This is a genomic window from Burkholderia lata (assembly GCF_902499335.1).
In the GTDB taxonomy this organism is placed as follows: Bacteria; Pseudomonadota; Gammaproteobacteria; order Burkholderiales; family Burkholderiaceae; genus Burkholderia; species Burkholderia lata_B.
In genome coordinates, this window is the sequence record NZ_CABVQK010000003.1 from 69851 (window position 1) to 91668 (window position 21818).

At 64.0% G+C, this 21818-nt stretch carries 17 protein-coding genes and 1 pseudogene; 4 read left to right on the forward strand and 14 right to left on the reverse strand.

From position 1 onward, the window contains the following. Positions 1 to 191: 191 nt before the first annotated feature. The 6 genes and pseudogenes from BCO18175_RS08080 to BCO18175_RS08105 all read right to left on the reverse strand — a co-directional run. Positions 192 to 437: a hypothetical protein gene (locus BCO18175_RS08080; RefSeq protein WP_174980170.1), complete on the reverse strand. Its 246-nt coding sequence runs from the start codon at positions 435 to 437 to the stop codon at positions 192 to 194. Positions 438 to 462: 25 nt separating this feature from the next. Next, a complete protein-coding gene (locus tag BCO18175_RS08085) occupies positions 463 to 1593 on the reverse strand; it encodes a DUF2827 domain-containing protein (protein ID WP_254607991.1) in 1131 nt (376 codons plus the stop codon). A 53-nt stretch (positions 1594 to 1646) separates the two neighbouring features. Beyond that, positions 1647 to 2063, reverse strand: a complete 417-nt coding sequence (locus tag BCO18175_RS08090) for a hypothetical protein (protein WP_174980172.1) — start codon at positions 2061 to 2063, stop codon at positions 1647 to 1649. Between the two features lie 31 nt (positions 2064 to 2094). Continuing rightward, entirely contained in the window at positions 2095 to 3240 is a 1146-nt protein-coding gene (locus BCO18175_RS08095) for a DUF2827 domain-containing protein (RefSeq protein ID WP_174980173.1), read from the reverse strand. Positions 3241 to 3396: 156 nt separating this feature from the next. Beyond that, positions 3397 to 4074 carry an OmpA family protein gene (locus BCO18175_RS08100; RefSeq protein WP_174980174.1) on the reverse strand — a complete coding sequence of 226 codons (678 nt, stop codon included), beginning with the start codon at positions 4072 to 4074 and terminating at the stop codon, positions 3397 to 3399. Between the two features lie 191 nt (positions 4075 to 4265). After that, a pseudogene (locus BCO18175_RS08105) lies at positions 4266 to 7616 on the reverse strand (YadA-like family protein); the annotation flags it as partial. A 909-nt stretch (positions 7617 to 8525) separates the two neighbouring features. Here BCO18175_RS08105 and BCO18175_RS08110 point away from each other — a divergent pair. Then, positions 8526 to 9347, forward strand: a complete 822-nt coding sequence (locus BCO18175_RS08110; RefSeq protein ID WP_174980175.1) for a peptidylprolyl isomerase — start codon at positions 8526 to 8528, stop codon at positions 9345 to 9347. Positions 9348 to 9386: 39 nt separating this feature from the next. Beyond that, positions 9387 to 10271: a LysR family transcriptional regulator gene (locus tag BCO18175_RS08115; protein WP_174980176.1), complete on the forward strand. Its 885-nt coding sequence runs from the start codon at positions 9387 to 9389 to the stop codon at positions 10269 to 10271. Between the two features lie 171 nt (positions 10272 to 10442). On the opposite strand, the gene BCO18175_RS08120 is transcribed toward BCO18175_RS08115, so the two are convergent. Both BCO18175_RS08120 and BCO18175_RS08125 read right to left on the reverse strand, forming a co-directional pair. Then, complete coding sequence (locus BCO18175_RS08120; RefSeq protein ID WP_174980177.1) at positions 10443 to 11711, reverse strand: ATP-grasp domain-containing protein; 1269 nt, start codon at positions 11709 to 11711, stop codon at positions 10443 to 10445. A gap of 44 nt (positions 11712 to 11755) precedes the next feature. Then, positions 11756 to 13189 carry an MFS transporter gene (locus BCO18175_RS08125; RefSeq protein WP_174980178.1) on the reverse strand — a complete coding sequence of 478 codons (1434 nt, stop codon included), beginning with the start codon at positions 13187 to 13189 and terminating at the stop codon, positions 11756 to 11758. 435 nt (positions 13190 to 13624) lie between these two features. Here BCO18175_RS08125 and BCO18175_RS08130 point away from each other — a divergent pair, with 435 nt between their 5' ends. Together BCO18175_RS08130 and BCO18175_RS08135 are read left to right on the forward strand one after the other, a co-directional pair. Continuing rightward, a complete protein-coding gene (locus BCO18175_RS08130) occupies positions 13625 to 14743 on the forward strand; it encodes a TauD/TfdA family dioxygenase (RefSeq protein ID WP_174980179.1) in 1119 nt (372 codons plus the stop codon). A 97-nt stretch (positions 14744 to 14840) separates the two neighbouring features. Beyond that, positions 14841 to 15779, forward strand: coding sequence for an ABC transporter substrate-binding protein (locus tag BCO18175_RS08135; RefSeq protein ID WP_174980180.1), 939 nt, complete (start codon positions 14841 to 14843; stop codon positions 15777 to 15779). Between the two features lie 28 nt (positions 15780 to 15807). On the opposite strand, the gene BCO18175_RS40495 is transcribed toward BCO18175_RS08135, so the two are convergent. The 6 genes from BCO18175_RS40495 to BCO18175_RS08165 all read right to left on the reverse strand — a co-directional run bounded on the left by BCO18175_RS40495 (position 15808) and on the right by BCO18175_RS08165 (position 21651). Then, positions 15808 to 16698 carry an AidA/PixA family protein gene (locus BCO18175_RS40495; RefSeq protein ID WP_254607992.1) on the reverse strand — a complete coding sequence of 297 codons (891 nt, stop codon included), beginning with the start codon at positions 16696 to 16698 and terminating at the stop codon, positions 15808 to 15810. A gap of 65 nt (positions 16699 to 16763) precedes the next feature. Next, the gene (locus tag BCO18175_RS08145; RefSeq protein ID WP_174980181.1) at positions 16764 to 17267 is read right to left on the reverse strand and encodes an inclusion body family protein; all 504 of its coding nucleotides are present in this window, start codon (positions 17265 to 17267) and stop codon (positions 16764 to 16766) included. A 304-nt stretch (positions 17268 to 17571) separates the two neighbouring features. Continuing rightward, a complete protein-coding gene (locus tag BCO18175_RS08150) occupies positions 17572 to 17955 on the reverse strand; it encodes a GtrA family protein (protein ID WP_174980548.1) in 384 nt (127 codons plus the stop codon). A gap of 13 nt (positions 17956 to 17968) precedes the next feature. Then, a complete protein-coding gene (locus BCO18175_RS08155) occupies positions 17969 to 19012 on the reverse strand; it encodes a glycosyltransferase family 2 protein (RefSeq protein ID WP_174980182.1) in 1044 nt (347 codons plus the stop codon). Between the two features lie 24 nt (positions 19013 to 19036). Further along, positions 19037 to 20416 carry a glycosyltransferase family 87 protein gene (locus tag BCO18175_RS08160; RefSeq protein ID WP_174980183.1) on the reverse strand — a complete coding sequence of 460 codons (1380 nt, stop codon included), beginning with the start codon at positions 20414 to 20416 and terminating at the stop codon, positions 19037 to 19039. Continuing rightward, complete coding sequence (locus BCO18175_RS08165; protein ID WP_174980184.1) at positions 20413 to 21651, reverse strand: glycosyltransferase family 87 protein; 1239 nt, start codon at positions 21649 to 21651, stop codon at positions 20413 to 20415. Before BCO18175_RS08165 ends, BCO18175_RS08160 begins: the two co-directional genes overlap by 4 nt. Positions 21652 to 21818 lie beyond the last annotated feature (167 nt).

Here is a 21818-nt window from a genome sequence, read left to right on the forward strand (position 1 = left end):
GCTGAACACAGGCGTTGCTGTGTACCAAGCGCTGCATGAGTATCAGTGAAGCTTCCAGGGATTCCGTTTTAAGAATGTGCGCGAGAAATGCGGTGAGCAATTCATCGATTTTCCATGACGGCTTGTTTCCAGAAAGGCGGCGTTGCCCGCACATGTGATGCGATTTCAGCCACCCTCTGGCGTACAAAAAATCAAATTCGCTGCAAATCGATTCCGGGTAGGTTTCCGCTTCCCATATTGACGCTCCATTCGCTTAATCGATGCGTCCCGAACAAGAGCGAATCTTGATACCGGGGAATGTTGACGGCTCCCATCAAGGCAACCAGTCGCATGAGCCGTACGGTCGGCACACCGGTAATATGAGCTCGATCCGATGTCAGGCTTGCCTCGAGATTTGCCAGGGCGTAATGCCATGCGCGGGGTTGAGCGTTTGTCATGCCGGGCTCCGGGAGGGGCGGCGCGTCACGCGTCGCGATAGAGGGTGGCGATCGCGTCCGTATAAGCGGCGACGTTCTCGGGGTTGTAGATGCTGACGGAGCTGAGCACGTGCTTCGACTGCTCGCGGTACGCCTCCAGGTTCGCATCGTGCTCGGCGAATGCCTGCAGCAGCGCGCGGCCGCCGGCCTGGCAGTCGAAGTCCGGATAGAAATACCCGGCCTTGCCGAGGAACGGCGAGTTGTGGATCAGCGGGTAGTCGCCGTACAGCAGCTCGTAGTACAGGTAGTTCTGCGCGTTTTCCCACGTGTGCGACACCACTGCGTCACCGTACGCGGCCATGAACTCGTACACCGCGTAGCGGCTCTCGAACGTCGTGATCCCGTGGTTCACGATGTCGAGGCTCTTCGCGAAGTGGACGAACGTCGCATGTTCCTTCAGGTGCAGCGTGTTGCACACGCGCACGAACTCGATGAAATCGGGCTTGGCCCGATACGCTTCCTCGGCCACCAGCATCGGGATGACGCTCGTCTTCACCATGCAGATGTTCGGCTCGAACATCGTCACGCGCCAGCGCGGCTTGCCGGGCTCATAGCCGAACGACAGCCCGGCGCCGAGCGTCGCGCGCGCCTTGTCGAACAGCATCGGGTGCCAGATGTGCGGGACGATCATGACGGGCGCGCGCAGGCCCGTCTGGTAATAGTGCAGGCACGAGCGCTCGAATTCGGGAATCGTCCACACGGCGTCGTACGGCGCGCCCGAGAACAGGAAACCCGACGGCTTGTTGAACATCGCGCGTTCGATGTCGATCACGTAGTCGTTGCCGACCCGCATCGTGACGGCCTTGCCGCCGCGCTCGCGGAACGCGCGCAGGTAGTCCGCGCCGAACTGCGCGCTCATTTCGATCAGCACGTCGCAGCGCTGCAGCGCTTCGTCCATCGACAGCAGCGGCACGTCCCATTCGCCGAGCATCATCTGCGGATCGGCGACCTGTTCGCCGCCGTTCACCATCACGGCTTCCGCGACGAGCGGCGACTGGCGCAGCAGCAGGATCAGCAGCAGGCAGTTCTGGAAGATGCCGTTTTCCCACAGCGACTGGCCGGCGCCGCGCACGAACAGCGACACGCCGACGACGAGCGGGCGATTCTTTCTGCACAATTGCCGAGCATTCATTTTTAACGGAATACTTTCAATATCGATAATGTTTCAATTTATTCATGTGTAGAGTGCAAAATATCGGTACCGCATATTCGGCCAAATTTTATAAATGCTCTCATTAATTTATAAGATTGACTGGATTCGATATTTCGCTTTCCAAGCACAACCGCCAACTGCTTCCGTAGCCCGTCGGCGACGGCCGAGCGCTTGCCGTAAACAGCGCTGGCAATGCCGGCAGCGTACGCAAGCTGTACGCTATCTCGGTCATCAGGGCTTGTATATTTGTCGATTAGCGCATGGGCGCGAGATTCAAAATGCTGCATGAGAATTTCAATTCTCCCTCCTCTGCCATCGCAGATGTCATGCGAGTTGCATAATTGATCGATGCATTCTAGGAACACCGTCTCTATTTCGACGCATATCTCATCTGGTTTTATCGACTGAGGGGAGGGCATTATCGGCGCTTTCATCGAACAAGATCCCGACATACGTGCCTCGGGTTCAGGCGACCAGACGCGAGACAAACGCGTCGAGGTTCGCGGGGTTGTCGATCGAGACCGACTGCAGCAGCCGGCCGGCCTTCGCGCGGTAGTCGTCGAGGCGTTCGTCATGATGCAGCCACGCGTCGAGCAGCGCCCGGCCGCCTGCCGCGGAATCGAAGTCCGGGTAGTAATAGCCGGCGTCGCCGATCAGCGTCGAGTTGTGGATCAGCGGATAGCCGCCGTACAGCACGTCGTAATACAGATAGTTCTGCCCGTTTTCCCAGTGGTGCGACACGACGGCGTCGGCATGGCGCGCCATGAAGCCCGGCAGGTCGAGGCGCGGCTCGAAGGTCGCCTTGTGCTGGCGCACGAGATCGAGACTGTTCGCGAAGTGCACGAAGGTCGGATGCTCCTTCATGTGCAACGCGTTCACGACGAACATGTGTTGAACCGCGTCCGGACGCGCACGATAGAACTCGTCGCACGCGAGCATCGGGTAGTGGCAGGACTTGGCGACCGAGATGTTCGGTTCGAGCATCGCCAGGTGCCACGGGCGGCGGCCGGGCCGATAGCCGAACGTCGCGCCTTCCGCGGCGAGCGCGGCGATGCGGCGGTCGAGGAAGTACGGCGACCAGATATGCGGCATCAGGTGTACCGGCGCGCGCAGGATGGTCTGCAGCATCGGCGCGGCCGTCTTGTCGTATTGCGGCAGCAGCCACACTTCGTCGAACGGTGCACCGTTGAAGACGTGCCCCGACGGTTTGCCGAAGATCGGGGTTTCGCACAGGCCGGCATACACGTGCCCACAGAAGAACGCGGCGATTTTCTTGCCGAGCGCCTTCATGTGCCAGAGCCATTCGACCGGCAGCTGCGCGCCCATTTCAATCACGACGTCGACTTCGTGCGTGACGTCGGAGGGCTTCACGAGCGGGATGTCGAGGCCGTCGAGTTCGAGGCCGGCCGGCAGCGCGCAGGCGTCGCCGCCGTTCAGGAAGTAGACGGGGCCGACGCGATCCGAGCGCTTGAGCATCATCGCGAGGAACGCGATGTTCTGGTGTATGCCGTTTTCCCAGATCGCCTGGCCGTCGCGCGCAAACAGCGAGATGCCGACGGCCGGCCGTTGCTTGCGGGTGCCGCCCGAGGCGGCTTCATTGATGTCCGTCACCGGTTGGTTTCCTCTGCGGCGTCGTGCGCTCAGCCGGACCTCGGGTGCCGGGCACGGAAGTCGGCACGCCGTGAATGATCTTGGTTTCGTTCGCGCCGGCATTGCCCGCGCGCCATGCGATGCAGAGCGCGCGCGGCGTTGCGTCCAGCCGGCTGTTCAGCGCTGCAGTGTGATATCGACGCGGCGGTTGCTGGTGCGGCCCTCGGCCGTTTCGTTCGACGCAACCGGGTCGGCCTTGCCGCGTCCCGTGACCGTCAGCGTTTCCGCCTTCAGCCCGTGCGACTTCAGGTACCCGGCGACGGCTTCGGCGCGGCGCTTCGACAGCGCAAGGTTGTACTGATCGCCGCCGACCGAGTCGGTATAGCCGGTGACCGTGACCTGCGAGTACGTGCGGTCATCGCGTTCGCCGAGCAGCTTGTCGAGCGACGCGCGGGCGGTCGGCGCGAGCGTGGCTTGGCCGGTCGCGAACAGCGCGTCGCCAGAGAGGTTCACGTGCTCGACGGGTGCGGGCGCCGGCTGGGCTGCCGGCGCGGGAGCGGCTGCTGCGGGTTCGACCGGTGCAGCACCGCACTGGAATATCAGCGACGAGGGGTTGGAGTTGTCGCGCAGCGTGCGGACTGAGTCGACGACGCGCACCGGCTGGTCGCCGCAGATCTTGCGGGCGGGCTTCATGCAGGTTTGCGAGCCGGACAGCAGGCCGCCGCAGTCGACCCGGAAGGTCCGCACGCCGTCGCGCGGCTGCAGTTCGGAAGCGCTGTAGGTCGGGCCGGATGCGGTCGAGCACGCGGCGAGGGCCGTTGCGGAAAACGCGAGCGCAAGAGCGAGTTTGTTCACGGTTACATCCTCAATGGTTGGTTTGAGTGAAGCCCGCCACGCGTGTCGCGGCGGGCTCGATTCAGGCTTGTCGCGATTGGATGCCGTCGGCTTCCGTCATGACCTGATCGTCGTACATACGACCCGATCGCGATATTCGGCGCTCCCGGGCGACGGAAACTGGACCGTGCCCGGGTAGCGTGATCAGTGGCTTACCACTGGTAGGAGATCCCGCCGCCGTAGGTGCTGCTGGAGCCGCTGATCCCCACCCCCAGCTTGGCCTTGACGGCGTCACTGAAACGGATGGACACACCAAGTGCGGTTGCTGCGTATCCCTGATAGGTACCGGCGCCAACGCCGACCGCGATCGTCTTCCCGGGATCGACTTCCGGAATCATGGTCAACGCAGTTGCCGCAGCGACACCCGAATACGCACGGCGAGCCACTTCATTGACGCTCGACTGGACACCCCACAATTGATTCATGTTTGCGGCGTCCGTGCCGTTGATCCCTGGCGCGACGTTCGTCAGGCGACGTTCGTTGCCCGGCGACCCGAAGGAGACGGTGTTCGGCTGTGAAGCGATCGAACCCGCACCGATCGCGACGGAATTCGGTGCGCTTGCCACGCTGCCTTGTCCCACCGCGGTCGTATTGGTGCCTGATGCGGTCGAACCCTGGCCAAGTGCCGTCGAATTGCTGCCGGTCGCCGATGCAGCCTGACCGTCCGCCTTCGAGTTGGTACCCGATGCGACGGCGCCTTGACCTTGGGCGGTCGAGTTTTGCCCCGATGCCGTTGCGCCTTGGCCTTGAGCGGTCGAGTTCTGACCCGAAGCCGTTGAGCCTTGGCCTTGGGCGGTCGAGTTCTGCCCCGATGCCGTTGAGCCTTGGCCTTGGGCGGTCGAGTTCTGACCCGATGCCGTTGAGCCTTGGCCTTGGGTGGTCGAGTTTTGACCCGATGCCGTTGAGCCTTGGCCTTCGGCGGTCGAGTTTTGTCCCGATGCCGATGCGCCTTGGCCTACTGCAGTCGACTGAGTGCCCGATGCTGTTGCGTCTTGGCCGACGGCCGTCGAACTGGCTGCTGCCGATGCGCCTGAACCGAGCGACGTGCTGCCATCTGTCGTCTGGGTCTTGATCGCCGTCAGCGGCGCGACCGCAGTCGAAAGCGATGTCAGTGTGGCGTCTGTCGAGGACAAACCGGTCGAGAGAGACGCGACGCTGCTGCTCGTCGTGCTCAATCCGGTCGACAAGGACGACACATTGCTGTTCGTCGAACTGAGGCCCGTCGAGGTCGAGGTGGAGAGCGACGTAATGGCACTCGTGGCCGAAGACAGGCTCGTCGACGTGGAGGTCGAGAGCGATGCGACACTGCTGGTGGTCGAACTCAGGCCAGTGGACAACGAGCCGACGCTGGACGACGTGGAGGTCGACAGCGACGAGACCGTGCTGTTGGTCGACGACAGGCTTGCCGAGGTCGACGTGGACAGCGACGCGACGTTGCTGTTGGTCGAGCTCAGGCCAGTGGACAACGAGCCGACGCTGGACGACGTGGAGGTCGACAGCGACGTGACCGCACTGTTGGTCGACGACAGGCTTGCCGAGGTCGACGTGGACAGCGACGCGACGTTGCTGTTGGTCGAACTCAGGCCGGTGGACAACGAGCCGACGCTGGACGACGTGGAGGTCGAGAGCGACGTGACTGCGCTGTTGGTCGACGACAGGCCGGTGGAGGCCGAAGTCGAGAGCGACGTGACGGTGCTATCGGTGGAGCTCAGGCCGGTGGACAGCGAGCTGACGCTGGACGACGTCGAGGTCGACAGCGACGAGACTGTGCTGTTGGTCGACGAGAGGCCAGTCGAGGTCGAAGTCGAGAGCGACGCGACGGTGCTGTCAGTCGAGCTCAAGCCGGTGGACAGCGAGCTGACGCTGGACGACGTCGAGGTCGAGAGCGACGCGACGGTGCTGTCAGTCGAGCTCAAGCCGGTGGACAACGAGCTGACGCTGGACGAGGTCGAGGTCGACAGCGATGTGATCGCGCTGTTAGCGGAGGACAGGCCAGTCGAGGTCGAAGTCGAGAGCGACGTGACGGTGCTGTCGGTCGAGCTCAGTCCAGTGGACAGCGAGCTGACGCTGGACGAGGTCGAGGTCGACAGCGACGAGACCGTGCTGTTGGTCGACGAGAGGCCAGTCGAGGTCGAAGTCGAGAGCGACGCGACGGTGCTGTCAGTCGAGCTCAAGCCGGTGGACAGCGAGCTGACGCTGGACGAGGTCGAGGTCGACAGCGACGAGACCGTGCTGTTGGTCGACGACAAACCAGTCGAGGTCGAAGTCGAGAGTGACGCGACGGTGCTGTCGGTCGAGCTCAGGCCGGTGGACAATGAGTTGACGCTGGACGACGTCGAGGTCGACAGCGACGTGACCGTGCTGTTGGTCGACGACAGGCCAGTCGAAGTCGAAGTCGAGAGCGACGCGACGGTGCTGTCGGTCGAACTCAAGCCAGTGGACAGTGAGTTGACGCTGGACGACGTCGAGGTCGACAGCGATGTGATCGCGCTGTTAGCCGAGGACAGGCCAGTCGAAGTCGAAGTCGAGAGCGACGTGACGGTGCTATCGGTCGAGCTCAGGCCAGTGGACAGCGAGCTGACGCTGGACGAGGTCGAGGTCGACAGTGACGTGACCGTGCTGTCGGTCGACGAGAGGCCGGTGGACAGCGAGCCGACGCTGGAAGACGTCGACGTCGACAGCGAAGCGAGGCTGCTGTTGGTCGAGCTCAGGGCAGTCGACACCGAGGAGACAGTCGAAAGGCCGGTCGACAAAGACGACAGGCCGTTCGTGAGCGAAGTCGACAGTGAAACGACGGTCGAAATCCCGGTCGACAGCGACGTCAACGTTGTCGATGTCGAGGTGGACAGCGAGTCGACTGCGAGATTCGTCGCATTCAGTTGCGATCCGTTGACCGCATCCGTGCTGGTCGACGTGATCGAACCTGCCGCTACATTCGTAATCGTGCGTTCCGAACCCGACGATCCGACGCTCACGGTCGACGTGGGGCTCGTGCCTGCAAAGCTGTAGGTTATCCCTCCGATCGTTGCGCTCGTTGTCGCAACCGCAGCGGACGTGACGGAATTCGAGCCCAATGCGACGGAGTTGGCGTTCGAGGCGATCGCGCCAACGCCAAGCGCCGTGGAACCCGTTCCGGAGGCCGTCGATGTGGCTCCGACTGCTGTCGCATTAGCTGCCGATGCTACAGACAGCGAACCGAGTGCCGACGCGTATGCGCCAGTTGCGTTCGACAGATAGCCGATAGCCGTGGCAGGCTTAAAGTTGGTGGCTAAAAGAAACCCCGAGCTCGAAATGGCCCCAGCGCCAATAGCAGTGTCGCCATATCCGGTCGCGTAGGCTGGGGCTGGGATTGGTATGAGTGAACCGAGTGAGGTTGATGCAATTCCTGATACCAATTGCGCCTGGCTCGACTGCGCCCCGAGCAGAAGTGACAGGGCGACCAATGGCACCAACGCCTTGCTATTCTTCTTTCCGCGAGCAGCGTCATTTTCAGAAGCCGCGACCCATGCACCAAGCGCGTCATTCCAAATGGTTTTGTAACACCTATTCATTAGTACCCCCTACGGCATTGGCCGGGCGTGTGGTGTGAGAAATTTTTACAATGAAGAGGCGATGAAAACCGAATGAGAATGGATGGTTTTCAGATCGAATGGCCTCGATCGGATTGTGGTTTTCGGGGTCTGCTTGAAATCTGAACAACTGTCACGAATGTGATAAATATTGAACGGTCGATGAGCGGTCAAACGTCTGATGAAAATGAACTAAAACGCTTGTTTGGATATTTATAGAGAGAGCATTTTTTGCCGTAAGCGGGCAGGTTCGTGTAACGCAGGGGGCGCATGTTTCTCGAGTTCGCGCGGGTGCGCCGAGCGGCCATGCTTGTTCAGATATCGGGGAGAGGCGACGTGCGGCCGGCACACCGCACAGAGTCATGTTGAGCGCAGCGTCGCGTCCGCGAGCAGGGCAATCCGGATCGCAATGGCGAAGCCACCGGGCATTTTGCGCAATTTCATGACGGTCGGGCCGCACGCATGCGAATCTTCGTGAAACGGATGATTCGTATTCTGAGACGGAGTGCGGAAACCTATTCTCCAAATGTGACAGTTGTTCAGATTTGTCGACGCTTCGTCACGTCATTATTGTGCGAATAATCAAGAGTAATCGGCGTTGCAATTAAATGAGCTAGACAAATGCTTTGTATGAAAGCGCAATGCTCACGCTCGAAGCAGCGAACCGGCGGCACGGACGCTTTCCTCGTGCTTTGGTCATTCCTCGCGGGTTGATCCGCTTTGTGCGGCGGGTTGGGTCGCCGCGCTTTTTTTCCTCCGAATGCTCGATCGCGTGTCGCGTTCGAGCATTTTTCTTGCAGTGACTTGAATCGCTGCATTTTTTTATTCTGAAGGACGGCAATCATGCAATCCACGGTCTATCGAATTCTGGTTGCTACGGCATTCGCTTGGCAACTGTCGATACCGGCTCACGCGGAAACGACTGTCAACGGAACACCGATCACAGACGCGGAAGTCAATGCTGTATTGCAAGCGTCGAAGCAAACGGATACGCCGCAAATCCGGCAAGCGATCAAGAATCAATTGATTGCGCGCGTGGTGATCCAGCAGGCGGCCGAGCGGGCGAGCTACGGCAACAAGCCGGAGGTTCAGGCTGCGGAACGCATGGCGAAGTCCAATGCCGAAGTGCAGCTGTATCTGAAGGACAACGTCAGGCCTGCGCCGGTGTCCGATACGCAGGTCAAGGCACGTTACGACGAGGTCGTCGGATTACTTGGCAAGGACGAGGTCAAGCCGCGCATCATCGTGACGCGGGACGCAGCGACAGCGGCAATTGTGCTGACACGGCTGAAGTCCGGACAGTCGTTCGAATCACTCGCGCAACAGTACAGCCAGGCACCGACTGGTGCTGCCGGTGGCGAGTTGCCGTGGATCAGTTTCAAAACGCCGCCCACTGAACAGGATACTCAAGGATTGCCGCTTGCTGTCGCACAGGCGATGGCCCGATTGCCGGCCGGCGGAGTGACGCCTGAAGCGATTCGGCTGGGGAGTGACGCGAATGGCCCGCGAGCGATCGTAAAGATCGATGCGAAGCGCCCGACTCGGGTGCCGTCATTCGACGCAGCGCAGGGGGAGATCCGGCAGCAGCTGCAAGCACTCGCGCTCCAGAAAGCGACTGCCGATTTCGTGGGCGGATTGGTGAAGGATGCGAAGATTGAACAGTAAATGCGGGATGCAGGCCACGCTCAAATTCGAAAGGCCGATGTGGATCTGAATGCTGTCGAGATGTTCGTGAGCGTCGTGCAGGCGGGCAGCCTGTCGGCGGCAGCCACGCGTACCGGTATCCCGCTTCCCACGTTGAGCCGTCGAATCCGGGCGCTCGAAAGCGAACTGGCCGTGCAGTTGCTGGAACGATCGGTGCGCGGCACGAGATTGACCGATGCCGGCGTGCGGCTCTACGAACTTGCCAGCCGCGGCATCGAAGCACTGGTCGAGGCACGGGAATCGGTGGTGGGTGCCCAGCACGAATTGAAAGGGTTCTTGCGGCTGTCGTTGCCACCGACGTTCGAAATCTGGTGGGCGCTGCTGGACGAGTTTCAGGCGCGATACCCGGGCATTCGCCTGTTCGTTTACACGACCGAGCGCCGCGTCGATCTGATCCTCGACGGCATCGATGTCGTATTGCGGGTCGGTGCCATCGAACAGGAGTCGATGGTGGCACGCAAGATCGCCACCTATCGGCATCGGCTTGTTGCGAGCCCCGCATTGCTGGAACGTCACGGCCGGCCGGTTACACCGGATGATTTGCACGGCCTGCCGTGTGCGACCTGGGGGCGCGGCGCGTACGCCCCGCCTGTCTGGCAACTTGGCGACACGAAGTTTCATCCGCGGCCGGTGCTGTCGACCAACGATTACTCGCATCTGCGCAACTGCGTGCTCAATGGGCAGGTCGTGACTGAGCTCCCGCCTTTTCTGGCGGTGGACGATCTGCGTGCAGGTCGACTGATACCGGTGCTGGACGACTATCCGTTCCCTCCTGTTGATGTGAATTTGCTGTTTCCGTCGCATCGATATCCGTCATCGATCGTAAGGACCTATCTGGATTTTTGCCAGGCGTACTGGGACACGAAGCTAGGTAGCATCGCATAGGGGGCACGTCGAAACCTCACGCTTTGAGGTATGGATGTCGCATCCCGTACCGTCGGTGAAGTGGGTATTCTGATGGGCGTTCATCCGGCCGGGTTCCCGGAAGGTCGGTGGCTTCCGGTTCCCGGATTCGGCCTGGACGAACCATCGATACAACCTGCTGAAGCTGCTCGGCTACGCCGGCACAACCGCCCGTTCATCCGCGAAGAAATCGGCCTCGATCTCGCGGATGCGCTGGCAATCCTCGAGCAAGCGTTCGAACGTCGGGCTGTAGAGGCCGACGGTGCCGAGCGCCGTCTGCAGGTCGGTCGTCACGCGCAGCGTGTCGCCCACCTTCGCCCATTGCTTGAGCCCGACGAACGACGGCAGCGCCTGGATCGCCTGCCACGTGAAGTCCTGCCGGAGCACGCCGTTGCGCGACGACAGCAGCAGCACGTGCCCGCAATAGCCGCGAAAATCCGTCGGCGTGGTGGCGTCGCCGAACAGCCGCTCCGGATGCAGCACGGCCTCGACGGCAGCCGACACATGATTCTCGCCGCTGACCGCGCTTGTCAGCCGCGGATCGAGGCTGCCGTGCAGCCGCGCGTTCAGCTCGACGATCGTCGGGCCCTCGGCCGTATCGAACAGCTCGAGATGGGTCGGCCCGAATCGCACGTCGAGCGCGTCGAGCACGGCGGCCGCGTAGTCGAGCAGCGGCGCGTAGCGCGGATCGGCGTGATTCAGCACCAGCATCTTGTCGAGCCGCGGCGCATGCGTGCGGTCGCGGTGCACTTCCCACAGGCTGACGACCCGATGGCGGCCTTCGAACGACACCGAATCGACGATGTATTCCTGCCCCTCCGAATAGCTCTGGATCACGATGTCGTCGTTCGGCTGGTTGTACAGCGAACGGGTGGCCAGCACGTCGCGCGCGGCGGCCTCGACCTGGTCGAGCGTCCGGCAGATCTTCACGCCGGTCACGCCCGCGCTGCGCGCCGGCTTCACCACGAGCGGCAGCTTGCCGTACGCGCGAGCCCATTCGAGCGCGTCGTCGACCGACGTACTGTGGAAGTGGGCCGGCGCGCGCAGGCCGGCCTGGCGGATACGCTCGTTCATCGCATACTTGTCGCGCCGCGCGGCCGAGGTCGCGAGCGGATTGCGAGTGGGCACGTCGAGCCGCTCGGCCAGCGTGTCGGCCAGTTCCAGCGCCGCATCGAGGCCGTGCAGCACCGCGCCGATGCGCAGGTCGCTCAGTTGCGCAAGCGTCGCATCGATATCGCCGCGATGCTGGACCTGGCGGATATAGTCGGACGGGACGAACTGGTTCCGGTAGATTTCCGGCAGGTCGGGGTCGCTGATCACGTGCGCGCAACGGATGCCGTAGGCGCGGAACGCGGGCGCCAGATAGGCGGCTGTCGACGCGCCGTCGACGATCAGGACGGTATCGATGAAACGATGCGGCATGGATTCCTCGCTGGGCTATGGGATCGGTTGAAGGGGGGAGGCACTCAGGCCCGCGGGCCGGTATCGGGCGCATCGCCGGGCCAGCGCGCGGCCAGCACGATGCAGAGGGCGACGAGCGCGGCCGCGACGGCGAACCCGCGCGCCGCGCCGGCCACGATCGCCGCGCCCTGGCCCGCGACCAGCGCGCCGAGCGCCGCGACACCGACGGCTGCGCCCACCTGGCGAGCGGTATTGAGGATCGCCGACGCGGTGGCCGAGCGGCCGGCCTCGACGCTGCCGAGCATCGTCGACGTCAGTGCGGGAATCGCGATGCCGCCGCCGATCGCCATCGCCGCGAGCCCCGGTGCCAATAGTGCATACGGCGTGTGCGCGCCGAGCGTCTGCCACAGCCACACGTAGCCCGCGAGCGACACGGCGAGGCCGACGATGACGGTCGCGCGGAATCCATGGCGGACGGCGAGACGCGCGCTCGCGATGTTGGCGAGCATGATGATCGTGAGCGGCGCGAGCGCGAGCCCCGACTCGGTCGCGGTGAAGCCGCGTGCGTTCTGGAAATAGAGGCTCAGCGAGAAGATCAGCCCGTAGAACGCGGCATTCGTGACCGCGCCGATCGCGAGCACGCCCGGCACGCGCGCGATCCGGAAGAATGCGAGCTGCAGCATCGGCGCGGCCACGCGCCGCTCGATCGCGACGAACAGCGCACCGAGCACGACCGACGCGGCCAGCGCGCCGGCCGCATACGGATCGCCAACCCCCTGCGCGCCGGCCCGGATGATCCCGCCCGTCAGCAGTGCGAGCACGAGCACCGCGACGATCTGGCCGGCCGGATCGAACAGCCGCGTGCGCGCGGCGGCCGAATCACGCACATGGCGCAACGTGAGCCACAGGCCGGCCGCGCAGATCGGCAGATTGATGAAGAAGATCGCGCGCCAGCCGAGCGAATCGATCAGCAGGCCGCCGAGCGTCGGCCCGGCCGCGCTGATCGCGCCGCCCGTCGCGCTCCACCACGCGACGGCCCGCACGCGTGCGGCGGCATCGTTTGCGCAAGCATGGGTGATGAGCGCGAGCGACGTGGGCAGGATCATCGCGGCGCCGACGCCCTGCGCGACACGCGCGGCGATCAGCGCGGCCAGCGACGGCGCGAGCGCGCAGCCGAGCGATGCCAGCAGGAACAGCGCGAGGCCGTACGCGAACAGGCGGCGGCTGCCGAAGCGGTCGGCCAGCGTGCCGGACGTCAGCAGCAGCGCGGCGAACGACAGCGTGTACGCATCGACGATCCATTGCAGCCCGTGGACGCTCGATCCGAATGAATGGCCGAGGCTCGGAATCGCGACGTTGACCACGGTCACGTCGAGCTGGACGATCGCGAAGCCGAGGCTCGCGGCCGCGACGGTCGGGAAGATCGCGCGCAGCGACGTGCGGTGCGACGGCGCGCCGGCGGTCAGCGTGCGGTCGAGTGCCGGAGCGCGATCGCTCATCGCATCCTCCGCGCCGCGTGGCGGGTGGGGCGGCACGCAGCCAACGGCGCGTCGTTTCCGGGCGAACTGCGCAGCAGGTGGAATCGGTTCATCTAACGGGGTTCCGTAGGGCGGAGGAAGGGCGCCGGCTGCCGATCGACGGCCGGCGCATCGTCGAATCCGACAGCAAACTAGCATCGACCCGTTAGCGAATACAAATAATAACCAGCGATTTTTTAACAACCATTCGTGTTAAGCGATGGTGCGAACGGCGCGGCCCGCCGCCGGCCGCGTTGCTGAACTTATATCTAAAATTTTTGTTTGCAATCGAATTAATATCATTTCTCAATGCAATGACGGTCTCCTAGTCTTGTCGAGCGCTGCGCCCCGAGGACGGCAACGCGCGGCGGTAGTGCCATACCGCTTATCGACCCCCGATCTTTATACGAGAGACCTATGACCTATCTCGCAGATGAACGCATCGTTTTGACGGCAGCGGAGTCCAGTCACATCCGGAAGACGCTCGGCGCACTGGCCTATGATCCGGCCGGCGGCGCGGGCTACATCAGCGCGGTGCGCAAGCTTGCCTACAACGCGTTTCCCGACCGGGTCGTCGACGCGTTCGACCGCGCGAAGGCGCCAACCGCCGATGCGCACGGCTCGATCGAGATCGACAACCTGCCGATCGACGACGACGTGAAGGGCAGCCCGAGATTCGAGGAAACCGGCCGCTCGTTCAAGGCCGGCGTGCTGAGCGAGAACGTGCTGGTTGCCCTGAGCACGCTGGCCGGCGAGCCGTATTCGATTGCGCACGAAGGCCGCGAGCTCGTGAACAACCTCACGCCGCACAAGGCGACCGCGCGCGACTATACGGGCCTCGGCTCGGAGGTCGAGCTCGATTTTCATATCGAGAATGCCGCGCAGGCGCACATGCCGGAAGGCGATACGTCGCCGTTCGCGTTGCTGCTGCTCGGCGTGCGCAGCGAAGCCGGCGGCGGCCCGTACACGCGGCTCGCCGATGCGCGCCGCGCGCTGCAGCTGCTGTCGCCGGAGGATATCGCGCAGCTCTACGGCGAGCACTACATCATCCGCGTGCCGTACCGGTGGCGCGGCGCGGCGCCGACGCCGCGCGACAACACCGACCTGAGCGCCGTGCTGTCGGGGCCGCTCGATGCGCCGCGCGTGACGGTCGCGTTCTATCCGGACATGGTGCTGGCGGTCAATACGCGCGCGCAGGAGGCGCTGGCCAACCTGTATCGCGCGGTGCGCGAGGTGTCGTTCGGCGTGCAGGTGCAGCCGGGCAAACTGGTGCTGATCAACAACCATTTCACGCTGCATTCGCGCGACCGTTTCGATCCGCAATACGACGAGAACGATCGTGCATTCCGCTGGGTGCAGCGCGTGTTCGTCGCGCGCAGCCTGTGGAACTTCCGCGCGTTCACGCCGCTGCAGGCGCGCGTGTTCGATCCGAAGGCGCTGTATGCGGGCGAGTCACAAGCGGCGCGCCCGTCGCCGGTCGCACAGCCGGTGACGCAACGCGCGGCCGCGGCCGAACTCGAAGCGACGCCCGCCTGAGCGGGCCGGGAACGCCAGGCGGAGACGGACGGTGAAAATCGTTCGCCCCGCCCGCGTTCGGCACATGTGTCATCGAACAGCAAGGAATCCACAAGACATGAGAAGAACAGCATTTCCCGTTGTGCGCGTCGTCCGTGTGCTGGCCGCCGTCCTGATCGGCGGCAGCGTTGCCGCGCAGGCCGCGACGTTCGACCTGAGCCCCGAGCAGCCCGGCCGGCAGCGCGGCACCGTGAACCCGGCGGTCGAGCAGGCGTTGCCGGCCGGCTTCCGGTTTGCCGAGGCGAACACGCTGACGATCGGCATCGCGCCGAACCTGCCGCCGCTCAGCACCTATGCGACCGATGCGCGAACGGTGGTGGGCTTCGATCCCGATCTCGCGCAGCTTGTCGCGGACAGCATCGGCCGCAAGCTGAAGATCGTGCCGCTTTCGTGGGCCGACTGGCCGCTCGCGTTGCAGTCCGGCAAGGTCGACGCGGTGATCTCGAACGTGACCGTGACGGAGCAGCGCAAGGAGAAATTCGACTTCTCGACCTACCGGAAGGATCAGCTCGGCTTCTACGTGAAGAACGGCAGCCGGATTGCCGCGATCCGCGAGCCGAAGGACGTCGCCGGGCTGCGCGTCGTGACCGATTCGGGCACGAACCAGGAAAAGATCCTGCTCGAGTGGAACCGGCAGAACGTCGCGGGCGGCCTCGCGCCGGTCGAGATCCAGTATTACGCGGACGCGGCGGAGCGCTGGGTCGCGCTGCAGTCGGGGCGCGTCGACACGATCTTCAGCGTGAATTCGATGCTCGCGTACCAGGCGTCGCTGCGCGGCGATGCGAAGCTGATCGGCACCGTGAGCGGCGGCTGGCCGCGCACCGCTGATATCGCGATCACGACGCGCAAGGGCAGCGGCCTCGCCGATCCGCTGACGGTCGCGATCAATGCGCTGATCGCGAACGGCAGCTACCGGAAGGTGCTCGGCCGCTGGAGCCTCGACGCCGAGGCGATCGACCGGTCGCAGACCAACCCGCCGGGGCTGCCGCGCACCTGATCCGCCCGCATGCCGGTCGCCGTGACGCTCAGGTGATCGGCCACTGCAGGATCACGATCCCGTCGTTGTAGTCGGTATCGGCGCCGTCCTCGGCACCGAACCAGCCGAGCCAGACCGTGTCGCCCGCGGACAACGGCGCGAGGCGCGCATCGGTCGCGGATTTCCTGCCGTTGGCGGACGCGTCGATCCGGATCTTGCCGCCCTTCGAGTTCAGCGTGAACAGCCTGACGTCATCCTCGCTGTTGCCCGCGAACGACGCGGCCGGTTCCGGCGCATCGTCGATGAAGAGTTTCAGGTCCTGCCGGTCGGCGGCATTCGCGTAGAAGATCGCCTTGAACACGGTATTCGGCGGCAGCGTGAAGTTGCCGTTGCGATCCGACGATGGCCTGAAACCGGGGTGCTTCGTGTCCGGCTGGCCAGCGGCGATCTGGATCGACGTTTCCCAGCGGAAATACCCGGATACGGTGCCGTCGCGGTCGAACACGGCGAAATCAGCCGTACACGTGGTGGCGCCCGTTGCCAGCACGTCGCTGCGCCAGTAGTGGTCCTTCATCGGCCGGCACGGCGGATGCAGCAGGTCGTCGGCATCCGGCACCGGCGTGGCCGCATCGCGCACTTCGAGTTCGATCGGCGCGACGATGCCCGCATCCTTCAACGCGAACCGGACGAACAACACGCTTACCTCGGCGCGCAGTGCCAGCGCGGTTTCGCGCAGGTGCAGCTGGTCGCCCGGCATCAGGCCGGCAAAGAGGCGGCTGTCGTTGTGGCCGAGCTGAGCGGCATCGCCGGGGCTCACCACATAGAGGTGGCGGCCGTCGATCACGGTCGGCGCGCCGGGGTCCCGGCTCGCCTCGGGGTAGGTCGACAGCAGCGTGACGGCGTCGACGATCACCAGCACATCGCAACGAACACCAGGCATGAGCGCTTCCTCCGCAACAAGTGGATGACGCGGGCAGCCGCCGCGCGGCCGCCCGCCTGCCGCGATCAGTTATGGATCGAGATGAACGGATCCCAGGAGAAGCAACCCTGGATCTGGCAGTTGCGATCGATGATCTGGAACTGGAAGTGGTAGGTCACGCGGCCGACCTTCAGACATTCCGACGACCAGTAGTAGTTTGCGACCTTCTGGCAGGTCGGCACCTCGGGCTTGCTGGTGTTCGGCACCGGAATCGACGCTTCCGCGACGCGCGGCGTCGGCGTCGAGATCAGTTCGTTGCCGACGTTGCCGATGAACTTGTAGAACACCACCTGGTTCTCGAAGCCCAGCGACAGGCTCGTTTCACGCCAGCGGATCAGGTCGCCGACCTGTGCCTTCAGGTCGAGTTCGCCACCGGCCTGCCCGGAGATCACGTTGTCCTGGTTGGTCACCATATAGACATAGCGCCAATCGATCAGCGTCGGCGCAGCCGGATTCTTGCTGGGATTCGGATATTTTTTGAGAATGGTTTCGGTATCGAAAGAGACGAGCACATCGGTGACGCGTGACATAGAAGCTCCCGTTTGAATGAATGGGACTTGTTGTTGCGCGAATTTCTTCGCGCGTCCGCCATCGCCTTGTCCTGTAAGGCTTTGTGCCTGTCTCGGCACGTGCAGGCGTGATGGCCGATGCAGGTTATCCCGTTCGATTAATTCTGGAAGCTGTAAAAGTAAACAGGGTATTTAATATTATTTCAGGTGGTAATTTTAAATTCGGAATCAATCGAATCGATGCGTTACATAAATATAACGACATTGAATCTGTTAAACGAATGGCGGACTATTTTCGGGAACAGCGAGGCGGGGGAGGGATCGCTTACCGGTAGGTCCAGAGCCGATGCAGTACGAACGTCGTCGGCGGAATCAGCAGCGCGATCGCGACGATGCTCATCCCGCGGGACACGTCGAGCGCTTCGGCCGCCCGCGCGAGCAGCAGCGTTTCGACGAAGCCGGCCAGCGTGACCGCGAGAAAGCGCACCATGTTGCGAGTGCGCACCGTCGACGAAAAGCTCCACAGCGTATTCGCGAGATACGAGAACGCGGTTGCACAGAGGAATGCGATCGCGTTCGCGGTCACGAGCGTCGCATCGAACTGCGCGAACAGCGCCGCCGCGACCAGCGTGTGAATTGCGGTCGAGCAGAGCCCGGACACGCCGAAGCGCACGAGCCGGGTGCGCTCGGCATAAAGCAGGTCGATCATGGCCGTCGGCATGTCAGCGTTCGCCGACCCGCGCGCGGGTCGCCTGCACGCGCCGGCGGGCGATCTGGCGGCGCGCATCGCGCGCGACCGGGAGTTCGATCACCTTGCCGTGCGCCTGGTAGCGGCGGCGGATCAGGTAGACGGGCCGTTGCTTGGACTCGTCGTAGATCCGCCCGATGTATTCGCCGACGACCCCGATCCCGATGAGCTCGATGCCGCCGATGAACAGCGTGACCGAGATCAGCGACGCGTAGCCGAGCACCGGGTTGCCGAACAGCAGCGTGCGGAAGATGATGAACGAGCCGTACAGGAACGCGAGCGCGGCGATGCCGACGCCGATGTAGGTCCAGCTGCGCAGCGGCACGGTGCTGAAGCTCGTGATGCCTTCCAGCGCGAAATTCCACAGCTTCCAGCCGGAGAACTTCGAGTGCCCGGCGCTGCGCGGGTCACGCTGGTATTCGACGATCACGGTCCGGTAACCGACCCACGCGAACAGCCCCTTCATGAAGCGATGCCGTTCGGGCAGGTTGCGCAGCGCGTTCACGACCTTGCGGTCCATCAGCCGGAAATCGCCGACGTTTTCCGGCAGTTTCACGTCCGACAGCATGTTGTGCACGCGATAGTAGATCGCGGCCGCCGTGCGCTTCGCGAACGAGTCGCACGCGCGATTGCTGCGCTTCGCGGCGACGACTTCCGCGCCGTCGCGCCAGTGTTCGATCATCACGGGAATCAGGCTCGGCGGATCCTGCAGGTCGGCGTCGAGCGGGATCACCGCGTCGCCGAGGGCCTCGTCGAGGCCGGCCGTGAGCGCGGCTTCCTTGCCGAAGTTGCGGGTGAGATCGATCACGCGCACGCGCCGCTCGCCGGTGCTGATCCGGATCAGCCGCTCGAGCGTGTCGTCGCGGCTGCCGTCGTTCACGCAGACGATCTCGAAACGGATCGCGTCGATGGACGTCATCAGCGGAATCACGACGTCGAAGAAGCGCTCGACGGCCTCGCCTTCGTTATAGAACGGCACGACCAGCGAGATGAGCGGTGTATAGAGTGGTTCCCGCATGATGATTCCCCTTGTGATGTCGCTTCACCGATGCGCGCCGATGGTCGGTCGGCCGGTGCGGCGCATTTCGTACGCCGGGCGGTGGTGCGACCGGGCCGGATGCACGAAGCCGGTCTCGGTCGAGTTGTCGCGTGCGTCGGGCATCGACGGCACGTCGTGTCTTTCCTGTGCGATCCGGCTGACGAGCAGCCCGAGCGACGCCAGCGTGACGAGCGGCATGAACTGGAACGACAGATGCGGCACGACCCCGAGGCCCGCGAGCGGCATCAGCCACAGCAGCATCAGCCATTCGCGATCGAAGCGCCGCCAGCCGTGCGTCCACGCGTAGCGCGCGTACCATGCGATCACGATGCCGTACCAGGTCAGGTCGTAGTCGTACAGGTAGGGGCTGACGAGCAGGCAGGCGCAGACGAGGGTCGCGGCGCGCAGCGCATAGGCGCACGCGCCGCGCCACGCGTAGACGACGGCGATGGCAGCGGTCGCGACCGACAGCAGCTGGAGGCCGTTCGCGACGATCGCGGGCCAGCCGGCCATCGTTGCGAGCGCGAACACCGACGGCATGCGCACGAGCTTGGCCTGGCCGGTGCCGACGATCGCGTAGACGTTGTCGATCACATGCGCGAACGTGAGCCACGGGCCGAACCCGAACGCGAGTGTCGTGAGCGCGACGCTACAGGCGATCGTCGCGGCCCATGCGGCCAGTGCGCGCCATTGACCCGCGCACAGCAGCGCGAGCGGGAACAGCACCGCGAGCTGCGGCTTCATCGTCAGCAAGCCGAAGCAGATCCCGGCGTACACGGGGCGGCGGTTCAGCACGAGCAGGCCGGCACCGGCGAGCAACGCGGTGAAGAGGCTGGTCTGTCCGACGATCACCGTGAGGAACGCGCCGGGGAACGCGAGCGCGCACAGCCACGCGGCATCGCGCTGCACGATCGCGCGGATCGTCGCCGCGAACAGCACATACGTGATCCCGAGCCACAGCACGAGCGCCAGCGTGTACGGCAGCCAGCCGAGCGGCAGCACGAGCAGCAGCATGGAGGGCGGATAGAGCCACGGCAGCGTGCCGTCCGCGAGATTCATCGTCGGGATCGCAAGCTTCTGGACCGCGAACAGCGCGGGAAAATGCCATGCGTCGGCCGCATGCCCGTGCGCGGCGAGCCACGCGGCGCTCCAGATCGGCGAGAAATCCTGCGACAGCGGTTGCAGCGCGCCGTTGTGCGACAGGAACACGCGGATCACGTAGATGCAGATGAACAGCAGCTCGGTCACCAGCGCGGCGCCCGCATAGAGGCGCACGCGCTCGCGATTGAGCCAGTGCGGGTAGCGGCGCGGGCCCGCGATCGGGAGTTCCGGATGCACGTCGGCGTCCGGGTGCGCGTGGCGCGCAAAAGGTGACGATCTCATCGTGCGCTCCGGGACTCGAGCGCCGTGCGGCGCACGACGACGAACAGCACCGCGAGCAGCACGAGCGGCCCGATCTGCGGCAGCTTCATCAGCCGGTTGAACATCTCGAAGATCGGCAGCAGCCACGCAAGCACGATGATGCCCTGATCGCCAGGCCGCCAGCCTTTGTCGAGGCCGTGCGCGATCAGGCAGAAGATCGCGATGCCGAGCCACGTCAGTTCGTAGTTCCACAGATACGGTGTGGTCAGCAGCGTCGCGACGGCCAGCACCGCGCCGCGCAGGCGCATGTCCTGCGTGCGGCGCCACACGTCGACGGCCGAGGCGATCGAGAGCAGCGCGATCGCCGCTTGCGCGGCCAGCGCGGTTGCCACCGGCATGCCCGCGAGCCGCAATGCGGCGAACGGCGTCGGCGACGCGAGCCAGTACGACGGGAGCATGAAATGCTGGTCGCGCACCGTCGACAGTGTCTGACTGAGCCCGTGCAACGCGCCGGGGCCGGCCAGTGCGATGCCGGCGGCCGCGAACAGCAACGCGGTGATCGCGGCCGCCGCGAACGTGCGCCACGCACGTGCCGCGATCAGCACGAACGGGAACACCACGGCCAGTTGCGGCTTGATCGCGAGCAAGCCGATCAGCACGCCGGCGACGACCGGACGCTTGCCGAGCAGATGCAGCGCGAGCGCGGCGACGCCGGCGGTCAGGACGCTGTTCTGGCCGAACAGCGCGGCCATGCATACGGCTGAATACGCGACCACGACGAGCGCCGCGGCGCGCGGCACGGGAAGATACGCGCGCAATCCCGACAACCGCGAGACGGCGAACGCATAGCATAAAAGACTGCCCGCGAAAAAGAGGAAATATGCGGGCAGGAAAGGCACAAGGGCAACCGGAGCGATGAACAGCAACATCGTCGGCGGATAGAGCCAGGGAAGCGGCCGGTGCTGCAGATACGCACCGAAGTGCGCGAACTCGGCCTGCAGGAATGAAGAGGAGTCGTAGACCGATGCGGCATGGCCTTGCAACACCAGGTGCGATGCGGTCCAGAAGACCGAGAAATCGACGCCGGGGCGCGCGATAGCGCTCGACGTGAAGCCGTTCGTCACGATGCCCCAGGTAACCAGCAACGCGGCGAAGAGCATCAGCATGATGCAGCTGTACGGAATGATCCGGTCGGCCGTCAGCCATTGAACGCGGCGTATTGCACGCCCGCGCATTTCGCGATTGGCGGTGTACATGATTCCCCGTATTTAGTGGTGGCTGCCTGGTCAGTCTCAGCCGTTTCGTGTTCTGGTGCCTGCGGATCCAAACGCTCTGAAATGGCGTTATCCGGTGAGTTCATTGTTGAAGAAAAAATCGCGCATTGCAAACCACCTGCTGAAAGCCGGAATCCGGATTAGCCGAA

Excerpts from the sequence above, each read along its gene's own strand:
- BCO18175_RS08080 (WP_174980170.1), bottom strand. The coding sequence starts at position 437 with ATGACAAACGCTCAACCCCGCGCATGGCATTACGCCCTGGCAAATCTC.
- BCO18175_RS08090 (WP_174980172.1), bottom strand. The coding sequence starts at position 2,063 with ATGAAAGCGCCGATAATGCCCTCCCCTCAGTCGATAAAACCAGATGAG.
- BCO18175_RS08110 (WP_174980175.1), top strand. The coding sequence starts at position 8,526 with ATGCAATCCACGGTCTATCGAATTCTGGTTGCTACGGCATTCGCTTGG.
- BCO18175_RS08120 (WP_174980177.1), bottom strand. The coding sequence starts at position 11,711 with ATGCCGCATCGTTTCATCGATACCGTCCTGATCGTCGACGGCGCGTCG.
- BCO18175_RS08125 (WP_174980178.1), bottom strand. The coding sequence starts at position 13,189 with ATGAGCGATCGCGCTCCGGCACTCGACCGCACGCTGACCGCCGGCGCG.
- BCO18175_RS08130 (WP_174980179.1), top strand. The coding sequence starts at position 13,625 with ATGACCTATCTCGCAGATGAACGCATCGTTTTGACGGCAGCGGAGTCC.
- BCO18175_RS08135 (WP_174980180.1), top strand. The coding sequence starts at position 14,841 with ATGAGAAGAACAGCATTTCCCGTTGTGCGCGTCGTCCGTGTGCTGGCC.
- BCO18175_RS40495 (WP_254607992.1), bottom strand. The coding sequence starts at position 16,698 with ATGCCTGGTGTTCGTTGCGATGTGCTGGTGATCGTCGACGCCGTCACG.
- BCO18175_RS08145 (WP_174980181.1), bottom strand. The coding sequence starts at position 17,267 with ATGTCACGCGTCACCGATGTGCTCGTCTCTTTCGATACCGAAACCATT.
- BCO18175_RS08150 (WP_174980548.1), bottom strand. The coding sequence starts at position 17,955 with ATGATCGACCTGCTTTATGCCGAGCGCACCCGGCTCGTGCGCTTCGGC.
- BCO18175_RS08155 (WP_174980182.1), bottom strand. The coding sequence starts at position 19,012 with ATGCGGGAACCACTCTATACACCGCTCATCTCGCTGGTCGTGCCGTTC.
- BCO18175_RS08160 (WP_174980183.1), bottom strand. The coding sequence starts at position 20,416 with ATGAGATCGTCACCTTTTGCGCGCCACGCGCACCCGGACGCCGACGTG.
- BCO18175_RS08165 (WP_174980184.1), bottom strand. The coding sequence starts at position 21,651 with ATGTACACCGCCAATCGCGAAATGCGCGGGCGTGCAATACGCCGCGTT.